15 protein-coding genes are annotated in these 18,041 nt (G+C 56.0%); 7 read left to right on the plus strand and 8 right to left on the minus strand.

Features of this window, described 5'->3' with window-relative positions; all coding sequences use genetic code 11:
* The first annotated feature begins 36 nt into the window (after positions 1–36).
* Positions 37–825: an NRDE family protein gene (locus tag HZS81_RS15390; RefSeq protein ID WP_179931400.1), complete on the plus strand. Its 789-nt coding sequence runs from the start codon at positions 37–39 to the stop codon at positions 823–825.
* Here HZS81_RS15390 and ptsP read toward each other — a convergent pair.
* On the minus strand, positions 822–3,083 hold the full coding sequence (gene ptsP, locus HZS81_RS15395) for a phosphoenolpyruvate--protein phosphotransferase (protein WP_179931416.1): 2,262 nt from the start codon (positions 3,081–3,083) through the stop codon (positions 822–824). The genes HZS81_RS15390 and ptsP overlap by 4 nt on opposite strands.
* Before the next feature lie 49 nt (positions 3,084–3,132).
* Positions 3,133–3,669, minus strand: a complete 537-nt coding sequence (locus tag HZS81_RS15400; RefSeq protein WP_179931401.1) for an RNA pyrophosphohydrolase — start codon at positions 3,667–3,669, stop codon at positions 3,133–3,135.
* Between the two features lie 223 nt (positions 3,670–3,892).
* Here HZS81_RS15400 and HZS81_RS15405 point away from each other — a divergent pair, with 223 nt between their 5' ends.
* The gene (locus HZS81_RS15405; protein WP_179931402.1) at positions 3,893–4,549 is read left to right on the plus strand and encodes a histidinol-phosphatase; all 657 of its coding nucleotides are present in this window, start codon (positions 3,893–3,895) and stop codon (positions 4,547–4,549) included.
* 78 nt (positions 4,550–4,627) lie between these two features.
* Here HZS81_RS15405 and HZS81_RS15410 read toward each other — a convergent pair whose 3' ends face one another.
* Complete coding sequence (locus tag HZS81_RS15410) at positions 4,628–5,602, minus strand: malate dehydrogenase (protein ID WP_179931403.1); 975 nt, start codon at positions 5,600–5,602, stop codon at positions 4,628–4,630.
* A gap of 323 nt (positions 5,603–5,925) precedes the next feature.
* Between HZS81_RS15410 and HZS81_RS15415 the strand changes: the two genes are divergently transcribed.
* Together HZS81_RS15415 and HZS81_RS15420 are read left to right on the plus strand one after the other, a co-directional pair.
* A complete protein-coding gene (locus HZS81_RS15415) occupies positions 5,926–7,053 on the plus strand; it encodes an efflux RND transporter periplasmic adaptor subunit (protein ID WP_179931404.1) in 1,128 nt (375 codons plus the stop codon).
* Positions 7,053–10,115 (plus strand): efflux RND transporter permease subunit, encoded by a 3,063-nt coding sequence (locus tag HZS81_RS15420; RefSeq protein ID WP_179931405.1) that lies wholly within the window; start codon positions 7,053–7,055, stop codon positions 10,113–10,115. Before HZS81_RS15415 ends, HZS81_RS15420 begins: the two co-directional genes overlap by 1 nt.
* A gap of 10 nt (positions 10,116–10,125) precedes the next feature.
* Here the strand turns inward: HZS81_RS15420 and rsd are convergent, their stop codons facing one another.
* On the minus strand, positions 10,126–10,620 hold the full coding sequence (rsd, locus tag HZS81_RS15425; protein ID WP_179931406.1) for a sigma D regulator: 495 nt from the start codon (positions 10,618–10,620) through the stop codon (positions 10,126–10,128).
* A 284-nt stretch (positions 10,621–10,904) separates the two neighbouring features.
* On the opposite strand from rsd, the gene dctP reads away from it, so the two are divergent.
* The 3 genes from dctP to HZS81_RS15440 all read left to right on the plus strand — a co-directional run bounded on the left by dctP (position 10,905) and on the right by HZS81_RS15440 (position 13,885).
* Positions 10,905–11,924: a TRAP transporter substrate-binding protein DctP gene (gene dctP, locus HZS81_RS15430; RefSeq protein WP_179931407.1), complete on the plus strand. Its 1,020-nt coding sequence runs from the start codon at positions 10,905–10,907 to the stop codon at positions 11,922–11,924.
* Positions 11,917–12,459 (plus strand): TRAP transporter small permease subunit, encoded by a 543-nt coding sequence (locus HZS81_RS15435; protein ID WP_179931408.1) that lies wholly within the window; start codon positions 11,917–11,919, stop codon positions 12,457–12,459. Before dctP ends, HZS81_RS15435 begins: the two co-directional genes overlap by 8 nt.
* A gap of 106 nt (positions 12,460–12,565) precedes the next feature.
* Positions 12,566–13,885, plus strand: a complete 1,320-nt coding sequence (locus tag HZS81_RS15440; protein WP_179931409.1) for a TRAP transporter large permease — start codon at positions 12,566–12,568, stop codon at positions 13,883–13,885.
* A 74-nt stretch (positions 13,886–13,959) separates the two neighbouring features.
* On the opposite strand, the gene csiR is transcribed toward HZS81_RS15440, so the two are convergent.
* The 4 genes from csiR to HZS81_RS15460 form a co-directional block, all read right to left on the minus strand.
* Positions 13,960–14,694, minus strand: coding sequence for a DNA-binding transcriptional regulator CsiR (gene csiR / locus HZS81_RS15445; protein WP_179931410.1), 735 nt, complete (start codon positions 14,692–14,694; stop codon positions 13,960–13,962).
* Between the two features lie 221 nt (positions 14,695–14,915).
* Positions 14,916–16,187: a 4-aminobutyrate--2-oxoglutarate transaminase gene (gene gabT, locus HZS81_RS15450; RefSeq protein ID WP_179931411.1), complete on the minus strand. Its 1,272-nt coding sequence runs from the start codon at positions 16,185–16,187 to the stop codon at positions 14,916–14,918.
* 46 nt (positions 16,188–16,233) lie between these two features.
* Entirely contained in the window at positions 16,234–17,679 is a 1,446-nt protein-coding gene (locus HZS81_RS15455; RefSeq protein WP_179931412.1) for an NAD-dependent succinate-semialdehyde dehydrogenase, read from the minus strand.
* A 30-nt stretch (positions 17,680–17,709) separates the two neighbouring features.
* A partial coding sequence (locus HZS81_RS15460; protein WP_206679569.1) for an electron transfer flavoprotein subunit alpha/FixB family protein occupies positions 17,710–18,041 on the minus strand: 332 nt, incomplete at its 5' end.

The following is an 18,041-nucleotide window of genomic DNA, read 5'->3' on the forward strand; positions in this document are numbered from 1 at the left end:
CTAATGAAGAACATTTATAGCAAAGAGTCTAATGCCATGTGTTTACTCGCCTTTGATTGGCAACCCGGCGCGCCAACACCCTTAAGGTTAATTGGCAATCGCGATGAGTTTTACGCGCGCCCGACAGCAGGGCTGCACGACTGGGATGAGGCGCCAATCACCGGTGGGCGCGATCTCGAAGCCGGCGGCACATGGCTGGCATTTAGCCGCCAAGGCGTGCTTGCCACACTGACTAATGTGCGCGACCCAGCGCTGGTAGCGCCACCTGATGCACCCAGTCGCGGTGAGTTGGTGGTGCAAGCGCTCACCTGCGAGGATTTACCCGCCTGGCTTGAGCAACTGGCTGAAAAAGCACCGCGCTACGCAGGGTTTAACCTGCTTGTCGCAACACCCACCCAGATGTGGCACCTCCACCACGGCCGGGAACGCACGGCATTATGCGAAGTGCCGCGCGGCGTACACGCACTCTCCAATGCCGACCTCAACTCGCCGTGGCCGAAAACGGTTAAGCTTCACCAAGCGGTGGCACAAGACACCACGTCGCCCATCACATGGCCAAAAACCTCGCGCCAAGTCATTCAACAAACCGACGAAGCCCCTACCCACGCGCTACCCGACACCGGCGTGGGATTGACCTTAGAGCAACGCTTATCCGCCGCGTTTATTGTGGGGGAGACATACGGCACCCGGGCGACTACATGGGTAACGCTCGACTACCAAGGCAATACCGCCATCACCGAACAGCGCTTCGGGCCACACGGGCGTTTTCAGGGTGAGACCGCCCTCATTGACGACCGACATCTGCTCAGCACAGCAAAAGTTTAATCTTTGGGCGGCATCAGGTGCGAAAGCTCCCACGCTTCCATTCGCGCTTCTAAGTGTTGGTGCACCTGGGCAGGCGTATCGAGGCACATAATCTCATCCAGCAACGTTTGCGCATCGTTAAACGACACACGCCGAATGGCGGCACGCACTTTGGGCAAGCTGGGTGCATTCATCGAGAGACTGGTAAACCCCATCGCCATTAACAACAGCGCCCCCGCGGGATCGCCCGCGAGTTCGCCGCATAGCGAAATAGGCTTATCCAGGCGCCTCGCATCTTGGGCAAGCTCAACCAGTGCGCCGAGTAGCGCGGGATGCATCGCATCATAAAGATCAGAGACGCGTGGATTGTTACGGTCAACGGCCAACAGGTATTGGGTTAAGTCGTTGCTGCCCACCGAGAAGAAGTCGACACGCTTGGCGAGCGCATCCATCTGATAAATCGTCGCAGGGACTTCAATCATCACACCAACGCTTGGGCGTTGAACCGTAATGCCCTCCTCCCCCAGCTCGACAATCGCGCGATCCAAAAGCTTAAGCGCTTCGTCTACCTCTTCCACATTGGTGATCATGGGGAAGAGCACGTAAAGATTATCCAGCCCTTGCGACGCCATGAGCATCGCCCGCAGCTGCACCATCAGCACTTCGGGGTGATCAAGGGTGACACGCATTCCGCGCCAGCCTAAGAATGGATTAGCCTCTTCGATAGGGAAATAAGGCAGGTCTTTATCGCCACCGATATCCAACGTGCGCATCACCACCGGCAGCGGTGAGAAGCCCTCTAGCTGATCGCGATACAAGCGTGTTTGCTCTTTTTCACCGGGAAAACGCTCGGTGATCATGAACGGCACTTCGGTACGGTATAGCCCCACCCCGCTGATTCGGCTTTTCAGCAGGGTGGCCGCATCGACGGCAAGACCGGTGTTCACCATCAACGGCACTTCATGGCCATCGGTCGTTTCGCTGGGCAGGTCCTGCTCATGCTCAAGCAGCGCAGTAAGTGCCTCTTCTTCTGCGATGAGGGTTCCGTAGTAGCTACTCAGCTCAGCGGTAGGGCGCACGAAGAGCCGCCCGCGGTGGCCATCGAGCACTACCTGGGCGCCAGAAAGCCGTGGTAGCGGCAAATCGACCATCCCCAGCACTGTGGGAATGCCCATCGCACGCGCCACTATCGCTACGTGAGAGGTACTAGAACCGCGTACCGAGACGAGTCCTTTCAGCTTATCGCGTGGCACTTCCCCTAGCATGGCCACACTGATTTCATCGCCGACTAAAATGGCGTTATCGGGGTAGGTTTCAGGTGTGTTGGGGGAGTCTTCTTGCAAATGCGCCAACACGCGGCGACCGAGATCACGAATATCCGCCGCACGTTCGCGCAGATAGTCGTCATCCACTCGCTCTAAATACTGCACATGGCGGCGCACAACATCGGCCAACGCCCCCGGCGCCCACTGCCCTTCACGGATGCGTTTTTCGACTTCCTCAGAAAGCGCCGCCTCACCCAGCATCTGCTGATAAACATCAAAAAGCGCTAGCTCCTGGCTAGAAATACGGTTTACCAATCGCTCGGCCGCCGCGCGAATTTCATCGCGGGTCTTGGCAATGGCTTCTTTCAATCGGGAGATTTCAAAGGCTTCATCGCTTGGCACCAAATCTGGCACGCTATTGAGATCGGCCGGCGGGGCAATCACAACCGCCTCCCCCATAGCTATACCGGGAGACGAGGCCACCCCTTTAAACATCGCCTGGCTGCCGGACAACGAGGGACGCGTGAGGTTACCGGTTGCCAGCGCGTGCGCAAGCACACCTGCCAGCTGCGCCGCCATGGTGACCAAAAACGCTTCATCTTCGTCGTTATAACGGCGTTTTTCCGCCTGCTGTACCACCAGCACCCCGAGCATCCGGCGTTGATGAATAATCGGCACGCCAAGAAAACTGGAGTAGCGCTCTTCTCCGGTCGCTTCAAAGTAGCGAAAATGCGGGTGTATCCGCGCATCTTCTAAGTTCAGCGGCTCGCTACGCTTGGCGACCAACCCCACTAGCCCCTCGCCGAGGGGCAAAACCACGCGGCCAACAGCCTGAGTACGCAGGCCAATGGTTTCCATCAACACCAGCGACTCAAGCTCTTTATCGTAGAGATAGAACGAGCAGACATCGGTCAGCATCGCTTTGCGGATCCGGCGCACCATCGTTGAGAGCGCCGCATCAAGATTACGCGCGCTATTCACTTCCTGAATAACGCGTCGCAGCACCTCAAGCATGGACGTTTTACTTTTCACTATTATTGGCCTCGCTGAGGAAAATGAAAGCTCACTCGGGTGGCCACGACTGCTCTTCAACAGAGTTAACCAGCGACGCTTCGCCCTCCTGAGCCATACGCTGGAGACGAGGAGAAAGCTCGCGTAGCGCGCGGCGATACACTTCACGCTTAAATGGCACCACCTGCCCTAGCGGATACCAATAGCTCACCCAGCGCCAACCATCGAACTCTGGCTTTGGGGTTGCCGTCATGCAGATTCGGCTCTCTTGGCAGCGAATCTGCAATAAATACCACTTCTGTTTCTGGCCGATACATACCGGCCGCGCATGGGAACGAATCATGCGTCGTGGCAGGCGGTAGCGTAGCCAGCCCCGGGTGCAGGCAACAATATCAACATCCTCGGCGGTCAGGCCGATTTCTTCGTGAAGCTCACGAAAAAGAGCTTGTTGCGGAGTTTCGCTTGCTTTGATGCCTCCCTGGGGAAACTGCCACGCGTTTTGCCCTACACGACGCGCCCAAAGCAGCTGCCCCTGGCCGTTGGCAATAATGATGCCAACGTTAGGGCGAAAGCCGTCAGCGTCGATCACGGACGTCACCTTATTAAATTTTCAGTTGCAGCCATTTTTCCACAACGGTGACAAACGTATCAATACATTCTCCACTTAACGCCGAAATTGCCGCCATAAAGCCGAAACCCATGCGTTAATCAAGGCGTTAAACCAAGCCAATAAGTGGGAAAGGGGAAATGACTCTGCGATAATTGCGCCGACTTTAATGACCCCGAACAACGAATGCGATAAAGGAAGTGCTGTGAGCCTGGCCATTTTCGACCTAGATAATACTTTGCTATCCACCGACAGCGATCACGCTTGGGGGGAGTTTCTGCTCGAACAAGGCGCCGTCGACCCTGTAGAGTACCGCCAAGCCAACGAGCGCTTTATGGCCGATTACAACGCTGGCACGCTAGACATTAACGCCTTTCTCGCCGTGGCGCTGAAGCCGCTGGCGGACAATACGCCTGAACAGCTAAATGCTTGGCACCAGCAGTTTATGGCCAGCAAAATTGAGCAGCATATTTTACCCAAAGCGGAAGAACTGATCGCTCGTCACCGCGCCCGCGACGATACACTCCTAATTATTACCGCGACCAACCGCTTCATCACCGGCCCAATCGCTGAGCGTCTGGGTATCGACCATTTGATTGCCGTTGAGCCGGAAATGATTGATGGCCACTACACGGGCAAGGTATCGGGTGTGCCGAGCTACCGTGAGGGCAAAGTCACGCGCTTACAGGCGTGGTTAGAAGATCGGGAAATCACGCTGGAAGGTGCTTGGTTTTACAGCGATTCACACAACGACATCCCTCTGCTGGAAAAAGTCGATAACCCCGTGGCCGTCGACCCCGATGACACGCTGCGCAACGTTGCCGAACAGCGCCACTGGCGGATCATGAGTCTACGCGATTGAGTGTTTTGCGCAAGACGCTTTAACGCGAAAAACCCCGCCGTAGCGGGGTTTTTCATGCTTCGTCATTAAGGCGAATAGTTAGCCGAGCAGGTGCTCAACCGCTGCACGCTCTTCGCGCAGCTCTTTCTCGGTCGCCTGCATTTTCTCTTTGCTGAAGTCGTCAAGCTCCAAGCCTTGAACGATTTCGTACTTACCGCCCTGACAACGCACCGGGTAAGAATAGATGATGCCTTCCTCAATGCCGTAGCTGCCGTCAGACGGGATCGCCATGCTGACGATGCCTTTAGAGCCCAGCGCCCAGTCATGCATGTGATCAATGGCGGAAGACGCCGCAGACGCCGCAGAAGACGCACCGCGTGCCTTGATGATCGCCGCGCCGCGCTGCTGCACAGTGGGGATAAAGTCGTTTTCGTACCACTCGCGCTCAACCAGATCAAACGCCGCTTTGCCGTCAACTTTGCACTGAGCCAAATCCGGGTACTGGGTCGCGCTGTGGTTACCCCAGATGACCATGCCTTCCACGTCGTTAACGTGCTTGCCGGTTTTCTGTGCTAGCTGCGTCAAGGCACGGTTGTGGTCCAGACGCGTCATGGCGGTGAACTGACCCGCGTCGAGATCCGGCGCGTTGCAAGACGCGATCAAGGCGTTAGTGTTGGCCGGGTTGCCGACAACCAGCACGCGCACGTCACGGCTAGCGTGATCGTTAAGCGCTTTACCTTGAACGGAGAAAATTGCCGCGTTGGCTTCGAGCAGGTCTTTACGCTCCATACCCGGGCCGCGCGGACGCGCACCGACGAGCAGGGCGAAATCAGCATCTTTAAACGCCACGTTCGGGTCGTCAGTCGCGACAATATCTTGGACCAACGGGAAGGCGCAGTCGTTAACTTCCATCACCACGCCACCCAGCGCGTCCATTGCCGGGGGAATTTCCAGCAGCTGAAGAATGACGGGTTGATCCGGCCCTAGCATGTCGCCAGCGGCAATGCGGAAAATAAGGGAGTAGCTGATCTGGCCGGCACCGCCGGTAATTGCAATACGTACGGGATCTTTCATCGTAGCTCCTTGGTTGGTTGGCCTAGCTATATTCAGTAAGCCAAGAGTAGGATGCCGCAGACAGCGCGGGGTGCCATCGTCGACGCAACTCAAGACGCCAAGATGGTATGCGCGCCGCAACAAAAACTCAATCAGACATGCGGCTAGTCACTATCGTAACGATGTCCGTAACAACATACGTAACGACATAGCAACGTGGCCAATTACGCTAGATTGGCACTTGCATCGTGACAGTACTTTAGCGCACGCTTAGTCGCAAAACGCAGCTATATAGATAGTCGCCAAACGCCTCTAGACGAGTCGACGGAAAGGAACCCAAGCCCATGTGGCCAAAGCGATTCAATCGTCAGACATTCCCCGCTTCCTACCTTTTAGCTAGTGGCCTGCTGTTAGCGCTTGTGCTGTGGCTCGCGTTTGGCGACATGCAGCATTTTCGCGCGGAGGCGCCCGACGCGACGGAAACTGCTGAGCAGCCACTGCGTGTCGAAGTCAGCGAACGCAAGCGCCAACCCTATGTGCCGCAGCTTGTGGCTCAAGGGCAGCTAGAGGCGGCGCAGGAGGTTGATCTTCGCGCCAGCACCTCAGGGTTCGTACAGGAAAAACCGGTGCGTTTAGGACAAAGAGTTTCAGCGGGCGAGACGCTACTCATACTCGACAACGACGCCCTACCCAAGCGTTTAGAACAAGCACGCGCCAATCTCGCGCTGGCTCAGGCGGAACTGGCCGGAGCGGAGAACCTGCGCCGCCGCGAGTTAATTTCACAACCTGAATACCTGCGTTTACAGGCGGAACTCAGCCGCAGCGTAGCGGAAGTCGCCGAGCTTTCGCGCCAGCTAGACGATACGCGCCCGACGGCCCCCTTTGACGGCACGCTTGACCGGCTCGACGTAGCGCTTGGCGAGCTGCTTCAGCCAGGGGAAGTATGGGGACGTCTTATCGATGACCGCACACTCACCGGCACCGCCTGGGTCTCACAGCTACAGGTAGGCAGGCTCAGCGACGGTCTGCCAGTAACGGCTCGACTGTTAGGAGGCACCACGCTAGAGGGGGAGCTTAGCCATATCGCTAGCCGCGCGGAGGAAGAAACGCGCAGTTTTTATATTGAAGTGACGCTTGATAACCCCGAACACCGACGTCTCGCCGGCGGCAGTGCTGAGTTCACCGTTACCCTCCCCCCCGAGCAAGTCCATACCCTTTCGCCCGCGCTATTGACGCTCAATGCGCAAGGCAATCTGTCAGTCAAACACCTCGATGGCAACGACACAGTCTTACAAACCCCGGTTACGCTAGTCAGCGCCGACACCGAGCGTGCTTACGTTACCGGGCTACCTAAATCGGTACGACTTATTACCTTGGGTGGCGGGCTGGTCGACGTTGGCCAACAGGTTAACGCCGTGGCGGTTGAAACCTCGCCTGACGAAGAGCCCAATGATGTACAGGGAGAGCGTTAATGCGCGCACTCATCAATGCTGCCATGGCGTATTCACGCACGACGCTCATGCTGCTGGTGGGGATATTTCTTGCGGGGTTGGCTGCGTGGCAGACCATTCCTAAAGAGGCCAACCCGGATGTCACGATTCCGCTGGTGTATGTCTCACTCTCTTTGGAAGGGGTTAGCCCTGAAGATGGCGAGCGTTTATTGGTTCGCCCGATGGAGCAAGAGCTTCGTGGTATAGAAGGCCTACGTAAGTTCACGGCGCAATCAAGCGAGGGCCACAGCTCGATTACGCTGGAATTTGATGCGGGCTTTGATCCTGACACAGCGCTTTCCGACGTGCGCGAGCGGGTCGACATCGCCCGCAGCAGCCTCCCCAGCGAAGCCGATGAACCCCGCGTGAATGAGGTAAACGTCTCCGAGTTTCCGGTACTCACCATTGGCCTCTCCGGGCAGCTCGATACCCAAGAGCGCATAGCAATTGCCCGGCGAATGCAAGAAGAGATCGAAGGCATCGCTGATGTGCTGGAAGTGGATATTGCCGGCGAGCGCGAGAACCTTTTACAGATCATTGTCGACCCGTTAGTTCTCAATAGCTACGGCGTTGATTTTGACGTGCTATTCAATCTGGTAAATAGCAACAACCGCCTGGTTGCCGCAGGCAGCTTGGATACCGGCGCTGGGCGCGCTGCGCTTAAAGTCCCCGGTATCATCGAGTCGCTGGACGATGTGATGAACATGCCCGTCAAAGTCGACGGCGACCGCGTGGTGACGTTTGGTGATGTCGCCTGGATTCAGCCGACGTTCAAGGATCCAGAAGGCTATGCGCGCATCGACGGCCAGCCGGCGTTGGTGCTGGAAATCTCCAAACGCGCAGGTGCCAACATCATCGCCACCATTGATGCGGTGGAAGACCTCTTTGCCCAAGCCAGCAGCCGACTCCCAGAGGCGTTGAAGGTCACCACGATTCTCGATCAATCCACTAACGTTGAGGATATGCTGTCGGAGCTTCTCAACAACGTCCTCACCGCTGTTGTCTTAGTACTGATTGTGGTGGTGGCCGTGATGGGTTGGCGTACCTCGCTGCTGGTAGGTCTTACGATCCCAGGGGCGTTTCTCACCGGCATCATGCTGATATGGGCGCTAGGATTTACCCTTAACGTCGTTGTGCTGTTTGCGCTGATTCTGGTAGCGGGGATGCTGGTTGATGGTGCCATTGTGGTCAGCGAACTGGCGGATCGACATCTGCGCGAGGGACAAAGCCCGCACGACGCGTGGCTAAATGCCGCCGATCGCATGAGCTGGCCGGTCATTGCCTCAACCGCCACCACGCTGGTGGTGTTTCTGCCGCTGCTTTTCTGGCCGGGCGTGGTAGGGCAGTTTATGAAGTACCTTCCCGCCACGGTAATACTTTGCTTGCTTGCCTCCCTGGTGATGGCCCTGCTATTTCTGCCCACATTGGGCAATATTTTTACCCGCCGCGCCAGCATAGCACCGGTCGCATCAGCACCCGCTTCTACCACGGCTCTCGGGCGTAGTTACCGCTCACTACTCGCGGGACTGTTGCGCCACCCGGCGTGGGTGCTGCTAATTTCAGTGCTATTAATGGCCGCCGTTTACACTGGCTATGCGCGTTTTAACCATGGGGTTAATTTCTTCCCAAGCGTTGAGCCGGATAGCGCCCAGGTGCTGGTACGTGCTCGTGGCGATCTGTCCGTGGAAGAAACGGATGCCATCGTCCAGCGCGTCGAGCGGACGTTTACCGGCATGAGCGAAGTGGAAGCACTTTATGCTCGCTCTTTTGCCACACCTAACGAGCAACTCGGTAATGACGTCATTGGTGTGCTGCAGTTTCAGTTTATTGATTGGTACCAGCGCCGCCCTGCCAGCGTGATTCTGGATGAAATGGCCGAGCGTGGCGGTCGCATCCCCGGGATAATATTAGAGTTTCGGGAACAAGAGATGGGGCCAGGCGGTGGCAAGCCTATCATGTTGGAAGTGAGTGCCAACGACCCCGATATCACCGATAGCACGGTAGACGCGCTCAAAGAGCATATGCGCACCCTTGGCGGCTTTGAAGATATTCAGGACAACCGCAGCCTACCCGGAGTCGAGTGGCGCATTCAGGTCGACCGCGAAGCTGCCACACGAATGGGCGCCGATATCACCACTATCGGCAGTGTTGTGCAGCTACTCACTACCGGCTTACAGATTGCAGAGTACCGCCCCGCTGGCGTCAGCGACGAAGTCGATATCCGCGTGCGCCTGCCTGAGAATTCGCGCTCGCTGGATCAGCTAAAGCGTCTCACCATTAATACGCCGCGCGGCCAAGTACCTATCACGAACTTTGTGGAGATCACACCAGCTCCTAAAGTGGGCACCCTGCATCGCATCGACGGTCGCCGAGCGATTACCGTTGAGGCTGACTTAGGCTCAGGCTATCAGGCGACCGAGCGGCTTAATGCTCTGTGGGAAGCAACGGACGGCGAGATTCCTGAAGGCGCCACGATCAACGTCGCCGGCGAACAGGAAGATCAGCAAGAATCCATGCAATTTCTGGCCACCGCTTTTGTTATTGCCATCGCCCTGATGGCACTGATTCTGGTCACTCAGTTCAACAGCTTCTACCAAGCGGCCCTGGTGCTATCAGCGATTGTTTTTTCTACCGCGGGGGTGCTGATCGGCCTACTTGTCAACGGCCAAGCATTTGGCGTTGTCATGGTGGGCATGGGGATTATTGCGCTGGCGGGTATCGTGGTGAACAACAATATTGTTCTGATCGACACTTACAACGAATTAAGAAAGCAAGACATGACGCCGAAAGACGCCGCTCTAGAGGCAGGCTGTTTGCGCTTACGCCCTGTGCTGCTCACGGCTATCACCACGGTATTAGGTCTTATGCCCATGGTACTAGGCATTAACGTCGATCTTTTTTCCCCCTCACTGGGGATTAACGCCCCTTCGACACAGTGGTGGACCCAAATGTCGAGTGCCATTGCCGGCGGGCTAACTTTCGCCACGGCGCTCACCCTTCTGCTCACGCCATGCATGTTGGTACTGAACCACCGCGCGAAATAAGTTAACGAACTTAAGCGGGCGAAGAGCTGGCTTCCTGTTGCGGGGTGTGCGCCGCGTGCAACCGGGCAATGAGTTGATCTTCCAACATAAAGCGCTCGTTCAACGCTTTGGCAAGGCGGTCGATCCAGGCCGGGAGGCGGGTCAGGTTCCGCTGACAACGTAACGGCGTGGCGAAATCGGTCTCAAACTCAAGCGCCAACTCAGTCGACAATTCCAAGCGCTCCAAAAGCTTCGACGCGATGACTAAAGCGGATTCATCGCCGAAGGCTTTTGCTTCTTCTGCCAACTGTGGGTACACCTCAAAGTGGCCAGCGCTGATGTAATCCATCAAGAGCTCACTAAAGGTGTCGACGCGTGTCTTGCTCACGGCTTCAAGCTCGGCATCGCACGCCTCTTTGAGCTCAATAAAGCTCACCAACAACGATTTACGTTGTTCAAGCCAGCGATCAATTAGCGTATGCACGCCGCCCCAGCGCTCCAGGGCGTTTTTACAATCTTCGAGCATGGGGCTTCTCCTTGCTAGTCACCACCGTCGACGAGGCTAGCGTCGCTTTTCCATCTCACCCTGTCAATCCTCAAGAAGCTCACTTCGCCGCAGAACCACACTTACGACTGATATATAAAAATATTCATTCGCCTGCTAAAAATAATGTTGATATTAAGCAATTTTATAGAAATTTTTATGGCATGATCGCTTATCGTATGATTACACTGAAGACGCTTAACGTGTTTTCGACGCTCTAGGCATTGACGACCATCAATAACATCAACTGCATGAAAGGTCCTATTATGAAGCTATCTGTATTCGTGAAAAGTGCTCTTGCTACCTCCGTCGCCGCTTCCGTGCTAGCCAGCCAAGCGGTCTACGCGGATACGGTGCGCTTGCGCATGCATACGTTCTACGGCACCGAAGTTGACGAAATCGCCTCAGACCTAAGTGATCGGGTCGAAGAAGCCAGCGATGGCTCTATCCGTATTCAATTCTTCCGCGGTGGCGCACTCGTCGACAGCGACCAGTTCGTTGAGGCTGTTGCCCGCGGCAGCATCGATCTTGCTCACGGTGTAGGGAGTTACTGGCCCGGCACAGTCGGTATCGGCACGATCGAAGGCGGCCTTCCGGGTGCCTGGGTCGATGTCGAGGAAGCACGCGACATCTTTGCCAACCAAGGACTGGATGAGCTGGTCGCTGAAGCCTACGAAGAGAAAGGCGTTAAGCTAATCGGCCGCGGCTTTGGCAGCGATTATGGGCTGGTGACCACCGAGCCGGTCAATAGCCTAGAAGACTTACAAGACATGCGCATCCGCGCTACCAGCTCAATTGCAACAGTGCTGGAGAAGTTCGATATCCCGACCGCCTTCATCCCAGGCGAAGAGCTTTATGTCGCGCTCTCCACCGGTGTCATCGATGGCGCTGTCTACGGCGGCCCGATCGAGTATGAACAGCTGCGCATCGACGAAGTCGCGGGTTACTACACCGATATGAACCTGATCAACCCGGGTTGGACGGAAAACGTAATCATTAATCCCAACACCTGGGAGAACATGAGCGAAGAGCAACAGGAAATTCTTACCACAGAAATTGATCAATACCTGCTCGATGTTCACAACTGGCTTGAAGAAGGTAACCATCGCCTGATCGAAGAAGGTGAGCTATTTGAGTTTTCCACTCTGCCAGAAGAAGAATCCCGCCGTATGGCCGAGGCCGCCCTCCCTATCTGGAAGGAAGAAGCTGAGCGCTCTGAGCGCAACGCCAAAGCGGTCGAAATTCTGATCGAAAATGCCAAAGAGAAAGGACGTATCAGTGAGTAAGATTACCGGCTATCTACGTTTTCAGGATGGGCTTTCCGACTGGGTCGGCAAAGCCACTTCCTGGCTGACGCTAGGTATCATCGGTGTACTGCTCTATGAAGTATTTGCTCGCTATATTTTCAATGCCCCCACGGTGTGGGGGCACGAGCTGGCAACTATGTTCTTCGGTGCGCTGAGCATCCTAGCGGGAAGCTATACCTTACGCCATCAACAGCATGTGCGTAGCGACGTCATCTATCGCTTATTGCCATTTCGTGCACAGGCCTTCTGTGACGTGATCGTATTTGCGCTTGGCATTCTCGTACTGGCTATCTTTTTTAAGTTATCAGTGGAGTTCGCTTACCGCTCATGGCTCATAGGCGAATACTCCAACAGCAGCATCTGGCGTCCAGCGCTATGGCCCATCAAATCGACTATCCCTATTGCTGTCGGATTTTTGATCCTGCAGTGCGTGGCAGAGTTTGTCCGCGCCGTAGTGCGCTTGTTTGGCGTGCGTTATGACGATCCGCGAGATGACATGAGCGATGACGAATAATTAAGGCGCCCCCGCTAAGACAGACAACGCGATAACGTTCATCGTGGGGCAATAAGAAACACACCCCGGTATATCCTTGAAGGTATACCCTAGAAAGGGTTTTTTCATGGCGAATTTAGATCCACTTACCACCACTGCCATCATGTTTATCTCCATGATTATTTTGATGGCAATGGGTGCTCCGCTGGCATGGGCACTCATGATATCGGGCATGGGCAGTGCCTATGTGATGTTCGGCCCTGGCGGGCTGGATTTTCTGCTCTCGTCGGCCTACAGCACCATGGATAACTTCCTGTTGGTCGCGCTACCGCTGTTCATATTCATGGGGTTAGTGCTTGAGCGATCAGGCATCACCGACAACCTGTTCGAGATGATACACAAGCTGATGGGCCGACTACCTGGCGGTCTGGGCGTCGGCACCATTTTGGTCTGTGCTCTTATCGCCGCTATGGCGGGTGTCTCGGGCGCAGCGACTGTCAGCCTAGGCATCATTGCGCTACCCGCAATGCTTAAGCGCGGTTATGACAAACGGCTGGTTACCGGCACCATCATGGCAGGTGGTGCCCTCGGCTTTCTGATCCCGCCGAGCGTACTGATGATCGTCTATGCCTTTCTCGCACGTGAGTCTGTGGGCAAGCTGTTCGCCGCTGGCTTAGTACCCGGGCTGATGTTGGCGGGCATCTACATGGCGTATGTACTGATACGCTGTCGAATAAACCCTGCACTCGGCCCCGCCGCCCCCGAAGAAGAGCGCTTTACCGCCAAAGAGAAGCTGATCTCACTGCGCCACGTTATCGCCCCCGGCATCTTGGTCACGACCGTACTGGGCTGCATCATTGGCGGCATCACGTCTCCATCCGAAGCTTCTGCCGTTGGGGCGGCAGGCGCGATGCTCATCGCCGCCATTCGGGGTAGGCTCAACTGGGATTTGCTGCGTTATGTCATGCTCAGCACGACAAAAATCACCGGTATGCTGCTCTGGATTGCGATCGCGGCGGTGTTCTTCAGCAAGATTTATATGGGGTTGGGCGCTGGCATGATCATCGGCGATCTCATCAATGACTTTTCGCTCTCTCCCTATACCGTCATCATTGTCATGCTGGCTAGCTTCTTCCTACTCGGCATGTTTCTGGATGATTTTGCCATACTGTTCATCACCATCCCGCTTTATGTGCCGATTGTGCGCGATCTAGGCTTCGATACGACCTGGTTTGCAGTGCTGTTTATCCTCAGCATGCAATCCGCGTATTTGACCCCTCCCTTCGGCTATAACCTCTTCTATATGCGGTCGGTGGCCCCTAAATCTATCACTATTGTGGATATCTATTACTCGGCGCTGCCTTACGTAGCCTTGCAAGTTCTCGGTCTGGCAATAATTGTCGCTTTCCCGAGCATTGCGCTATGGCTACCCGGACTGTTGTTCTAACAACGTACTGAAGAAAAACGCGTCAGCCATCGGGGGAGAGACATCGTCGTCTCTCCCCCGATGGCCGTTTTGCGTTAAGCAATTCCTTGTTGCTGCATTACCGACGTAATGATCGGTACGGGCGTCATCAAATGTTCGCGCATCATCCGCTCGGCGTCTTCTTTGCGATGCGCCAGCGTGACCTTCACGAGAGCATCGTGCTCTTGACGCTTTTTGTCTAACGCATGCTCGGAAAAAACGGTTTCTTTAAGCCAGAAATGGCGATAACGCTGGACCTTGTCAAAGAGCCCATTGCGCACTTTCATCAATTGCGGCGAATGGCAACCACGAACCAAGGCGGTATGAAACTCACTATGGCGCGCATCCCAGATTTCTAACAGTGAGCGAGGAGTATTGGCTTCACTCACTTTGGACAGCTGATACGTTTTCGCCAAAATATCTGCTTCCCAGGCATCATCTCCTCGCTCAATCGCCAAGCCAAGCATCATCGCTTCAAGTTGTGCACGCGCATCATAGATATCGTGCAGCTCTGCCAGCGACATTGGCGCCACGCGATAGCCTCGCTGGCTGATTGCTACCACTAAATGCTCGGCAACCAGTTGCGACAACGCCTCACGCAACGGGCCAATGCCTAGGTCGTAGCGCTCCTTAAGCGCGCTCATGCGCAGCTTCTCGTCAGGGCGAAAAACGCCCTTGATAATGTCGTTCTTTAGCTGCTTGTAAGCGCGGACGCCCAAGTTCTCTTTGACATCTGCCGGCTCGTCACTGCCCGCGGACGATTTGGCGACATGTTCATTGACGATAATCATAAAAAAATCCTGAAAGGAGCGCATGTCCTGCGACTCTACAAAGCGACATCACTCCTCGCGTTAAGGCGACTCAGAAGATAGAAAAGAGCATAGCATAATATCGAAACACCTGTTTGACGCCGCCAGCTTCTTAAGCGGCTACAGACGCAGCGAGCCGATGCAGTTACCCCTGCATCGGCTCGTGTTCCTTGCTGAGATTGCGCGTTAAGGCTTAGCGCGTCTTAACTCGCAAGCTCCGCGAGAGACGCTTCAACAATGGCCAAGCCTTCTTCAAGCACCTCCTCTTCAATGGTAACCGGCATGAGGAAGCGGATGGTATTGCCGAAAAGGCCACAAGAAAGCAGGATCAGCCCTTTCTCGCGCGCACGCTTGCAAAGCGCAGCCGCTAGGTCGGCATCCGGTGTTTGATCGACTGACACAATATCCAACGCCGCCATGGCACCCAGATGGCGCACGTTCTCAACACAGGCGAAACGCTCCTGCCATTGGGCAAATCGCTTACCCAACGTTTCTCCCAGCGCTTGGCTTTTCGCGAGAATGTTTTCCTCTTCAAATACCTCAAGCACCGCCAATACAGCCGCGCACGACGCCGGGCTGCCGGAATACGTGCCGCCAAGTGAGTTAGGGCCCGATGCATCCATATGGGTATCTGTACCCACGATGGCGGAAATCGGCATACCGGCTGCCATGCTTTTGGCCATGGTAATCAAGTCAGGCTCGACACCGCTATGCTCGATGGCAAACATCTTACCAGTACGGCCAAAGCCGGACTGCACTTCGTCGACGATCATCAGCATGCCGTGCTCATCGCAGATCTCGCGCACGGCTTTGAGGAAACTCGCTGGCGCAGGGTAGAAACCACCCTCGCCGAGTACCGGTTCAATCACGATGGCTGCTGTATCGCGCGGGTTGGCATCGGTCTTGAGCGTCATTTTCAAGCCACGGATAGCGTCTTCTTCACTGACACCATGGAACGGCACCGGATAAGGCGCACGAAACACGTTGCCCGGCATGCTGCCAAAATCCGCTGCATACGGCGCGACTTTGCCATTCATCGCCATGGTCATGAACGTGCGGCCATGGTAGCCACCGTCAAAACAGATGACGTTGTTTTTGCCCGTCGCCGCCCGCGCAATTTTGACCGCGTTTTCTAACGCTTCAGCGCCCGAGTTCACCAGCATGACCTTGCCGTGGCCGCGCACCGGGGAAATCTGGCTAAGCTTCTCCGCCACTTGGACGTAGCCTTCATAGGGCATTACGGTCTGGCAAGTGTGCATCACACGGCCCAGTTGCTCTCTGACGGCCTCGACAACTTTCGGGTGGCAATGGCCGATATTGAGTACGCCAATACCGCCGGCGAAGTCGATAATACGATTGCCGTCGGCGTCCCAAATTAGGGCATTCTCCGCGCGATCCGCAAACTGCGTAGCGGGGCTGGCGGCGCCGTTGGCAACATACTTCTGCTTCATTTCGTTTAATTGCGCGTTATTCATCAACTATTTCCTTACCCTTCTTTCCTTAAACCGTAAATAGCAGCGCTTAAAGGCCGCCCACACAGACATATTTCAACTCAGTAAACTCATCCAACCCATGGCGGGAACCCTCACGTCCAAGGCCAGACTCTTTCACCCCGCCAAAAGGCGCCAATTCGGTCGAAAGAATGCCTTCATTGACGGCCACCATGCCGTACTCCAAGCCTTCCATGACATGCCAAATACGGCGGTAATCACGCGCATAGAAGTAGGCAGCCAAGCCAAATTCGGTGGCATTCGCCATCGCGACCGCTTGCTCGTCGGTCTCGAAGCGGAACACCGGTGCCAACGGGCCGAAGGTCTCTTCGCGGGCGACGCGCATGTCATCCGAGACATCGGCAATGATCGTCGGCTCGAAGAAGGTGCCACCCAGCGCGTGGGGCTTACCGCCGCACATTAACCGCCCGCCCTTCTCGAGCGCATCGGCGATATGAGTTTCGACTTTCTCCACGGCGGCCTGATTGATCAACGGCCCTTGCATCACGCCCTCTTCTAAGCCGCTACCCACTTTCAGTTGCTTGACGCGCGCAGCCAACTTTTCGACGAACGCCTCGTATACGCCAGACTGCACCAAAAAGCGGTTGGTACAGACGCAGGTTTGCCCGGAGTTGCGGTACTTAGACGCGATAGCCCCTTCCACGGCCGCATCCAAGTCGGCATCGTCGAAGACCATAAAGGGCGCATTGCCGCCTAGCTCCATCGACGCTTTCTTGACGGTACCGGCACACTGGGCCAGCAGTTTCTTGCCCACCGGCGTTGAGCCGGTAAAGGAGAACTTGCGCACGCGCGGATCGGTGGTCAGCACCTCGCCAACGGCCGCCGGTTGGCTGGCCGTTACCACGTTGATCACGCCAGCGGGAAGCCCTGCCAGCTCGGCCAACCGTGCCACCGCCAGCGCCGTCAGCGGCGTGGCCTCGGCGGGTTTAATGACCACCGGGCAGCCCGCGGCTAGTGCTGGGGCACACTTACGGGTGATCATCGCCAGCGGGAAGTTCCACGGCGTGACCGCGGCGACAACGCCGATGGGTTCGCGAAAGACCAAAATGCGCTTATCGGCGCCGTGGCTGGGCAAGGTTTCGCCGGCAACGCGTTTGGCTTCTTCGGCGTAGAACTCGACAAAAGAGGCGCCGTAGGCCACCTCGCCGCGCGATTCCGCGAGCGGCTTGCCCTGTTCTAGCGTCATCAGCCGGGCAAGATCTTCTTGGTGCTCCATAATGGCATCGAACCAGGCGCGTAAAAGGTTGGCGCGCTCTTTGGCCGTGCGCTTTCGCCACGCGGGCCAGGCGGCTTCTGCCGCCGCCACCGCTTCGCGCGTTTCTTCACTGCCTAAATCGGGCACTTGTGCCAACACATCGCCGTTGGCGGGGTTGGTGACGGCGAAATGAGTTTTCGCATCTCGCCATTCACCGGCAATAAACGCCTTGGGGATCAGAATATCGGGTAACGTTTCCATGGTTTTATCCTTTGTATGGTTCCAAGGCGATTATAACTGACTCTCAAGCTCAGGCAGCGCCTCGAACAGGTCCGCCACCAAGCCATAATCGGCGATCTGGAAGATCGGGGCTTCTTCGTCTTTGTTGATCGCTACAATCACCTTGGCGTCTTTCATCCCCGCCAGATGTTGGATGGCGCCACTGATGCCCACGGCGATGTAGAGGTCGGGAGCAACAATCTTTCCAGTCTGGCCGACCTGGATGTCGTTGGGCGCAAAGCCAGCGTCCACCGCAGCGCGCGAGGCGCCGATGGCGGCACCGAGTTTGTCGGCAATGCCATTAAGTAGCTTGAAGTTCTCTTCATTGCCCATGCCGCGGCCGC

This window comes from Vreelandella salicampi, assembly GCF_013415105.1.
Classification (GTDB): domain Bacteria; phylum Pseudomonadota; class Gammaproteobacteria; order Pseudomonadales; family Halomonadaceae; genus Vreelandella; species Vreelandella salicampi.

Excerpts from the sequence above, each read along its gene's own strand:
- HZS81_RS15390 (WP_179931400.1), top strand. The coding sequence starts at position 37 with ATGTGTTTACTCGCCTTTGATTGGCAACCCGGCGCGCCAACACCCTTA.
- ptsP (WP_179931416.1), bottom strand. The coding sequence starts at position 3,083 with ATGCTTGAGGTGCTGCGACGCGTTATTCAGGAAGTGAATAGCGCGCGT.
- HZS81_RS15410 (WP_179931403.1), bottom strand. The coding sequence starts at position 5,602 with ATGAAAGATCCCGTACGTATTGCAATTACCGGCGGTGCCGGCCAGATC.
- HZS81_RS15415 (WP_179931404.1), top strand. The coding sequence starts at position 5,926 with ATGTGGCCAAAGCGATTCAATCGTCAGACATTCCCCGCTTCCTACCTT.
- HZS81_RS15420 (WP_179931405.1), top strand. The coding sequence starts at position 7,053 with ATGCGCGCACTCATCAATGCTGCCATGGCGTATTCACGCACGACGCTC.
- rsd (WP_179931406.1), bottom strand. The coding sequence starts at position 10,620 with ATGCTCGAAGATTGTAAAAACGCCCTGGAGCGCTGGGGCGGCGTGCAT.
- dctP (WP_179931407.1), top strand. The coding sequence starts at position 10,905 with ATGAAGCTATCTGTATTCGTGAAAAGTGCTCTTGCTACCTCCGTCGCC.
- HZS81_RS15440 (WP_179931409.1), top strand. The coding sequence starts at position 12,566 with ATGGCGAATTTAGATCCACTTACCACCACTGCCATCATGTTTATCTCC.
- csiR (WP_179931410.1), bottom strand. The coding sequence starts at position 14,694 with ATGATTATCGTCAATGAACATGTCGCCAAATCGTCCGCGGGCAGTGAC.
- gabT (WP_179931411.1), bottom strand. The coding sequence starts at position 16,187 with ATGAATAACGCGCAATTAAACGAAATGAAGCAGAAGTATGTTGCCAAC.
- HZS81_RS15455 (WP_179931412.1), bottom strand. The coding sequence starts at position 17,679 with ATGGAAACGTTACCCGATATTCTGATCCCCAAGGCGTTTATTGCCGGT.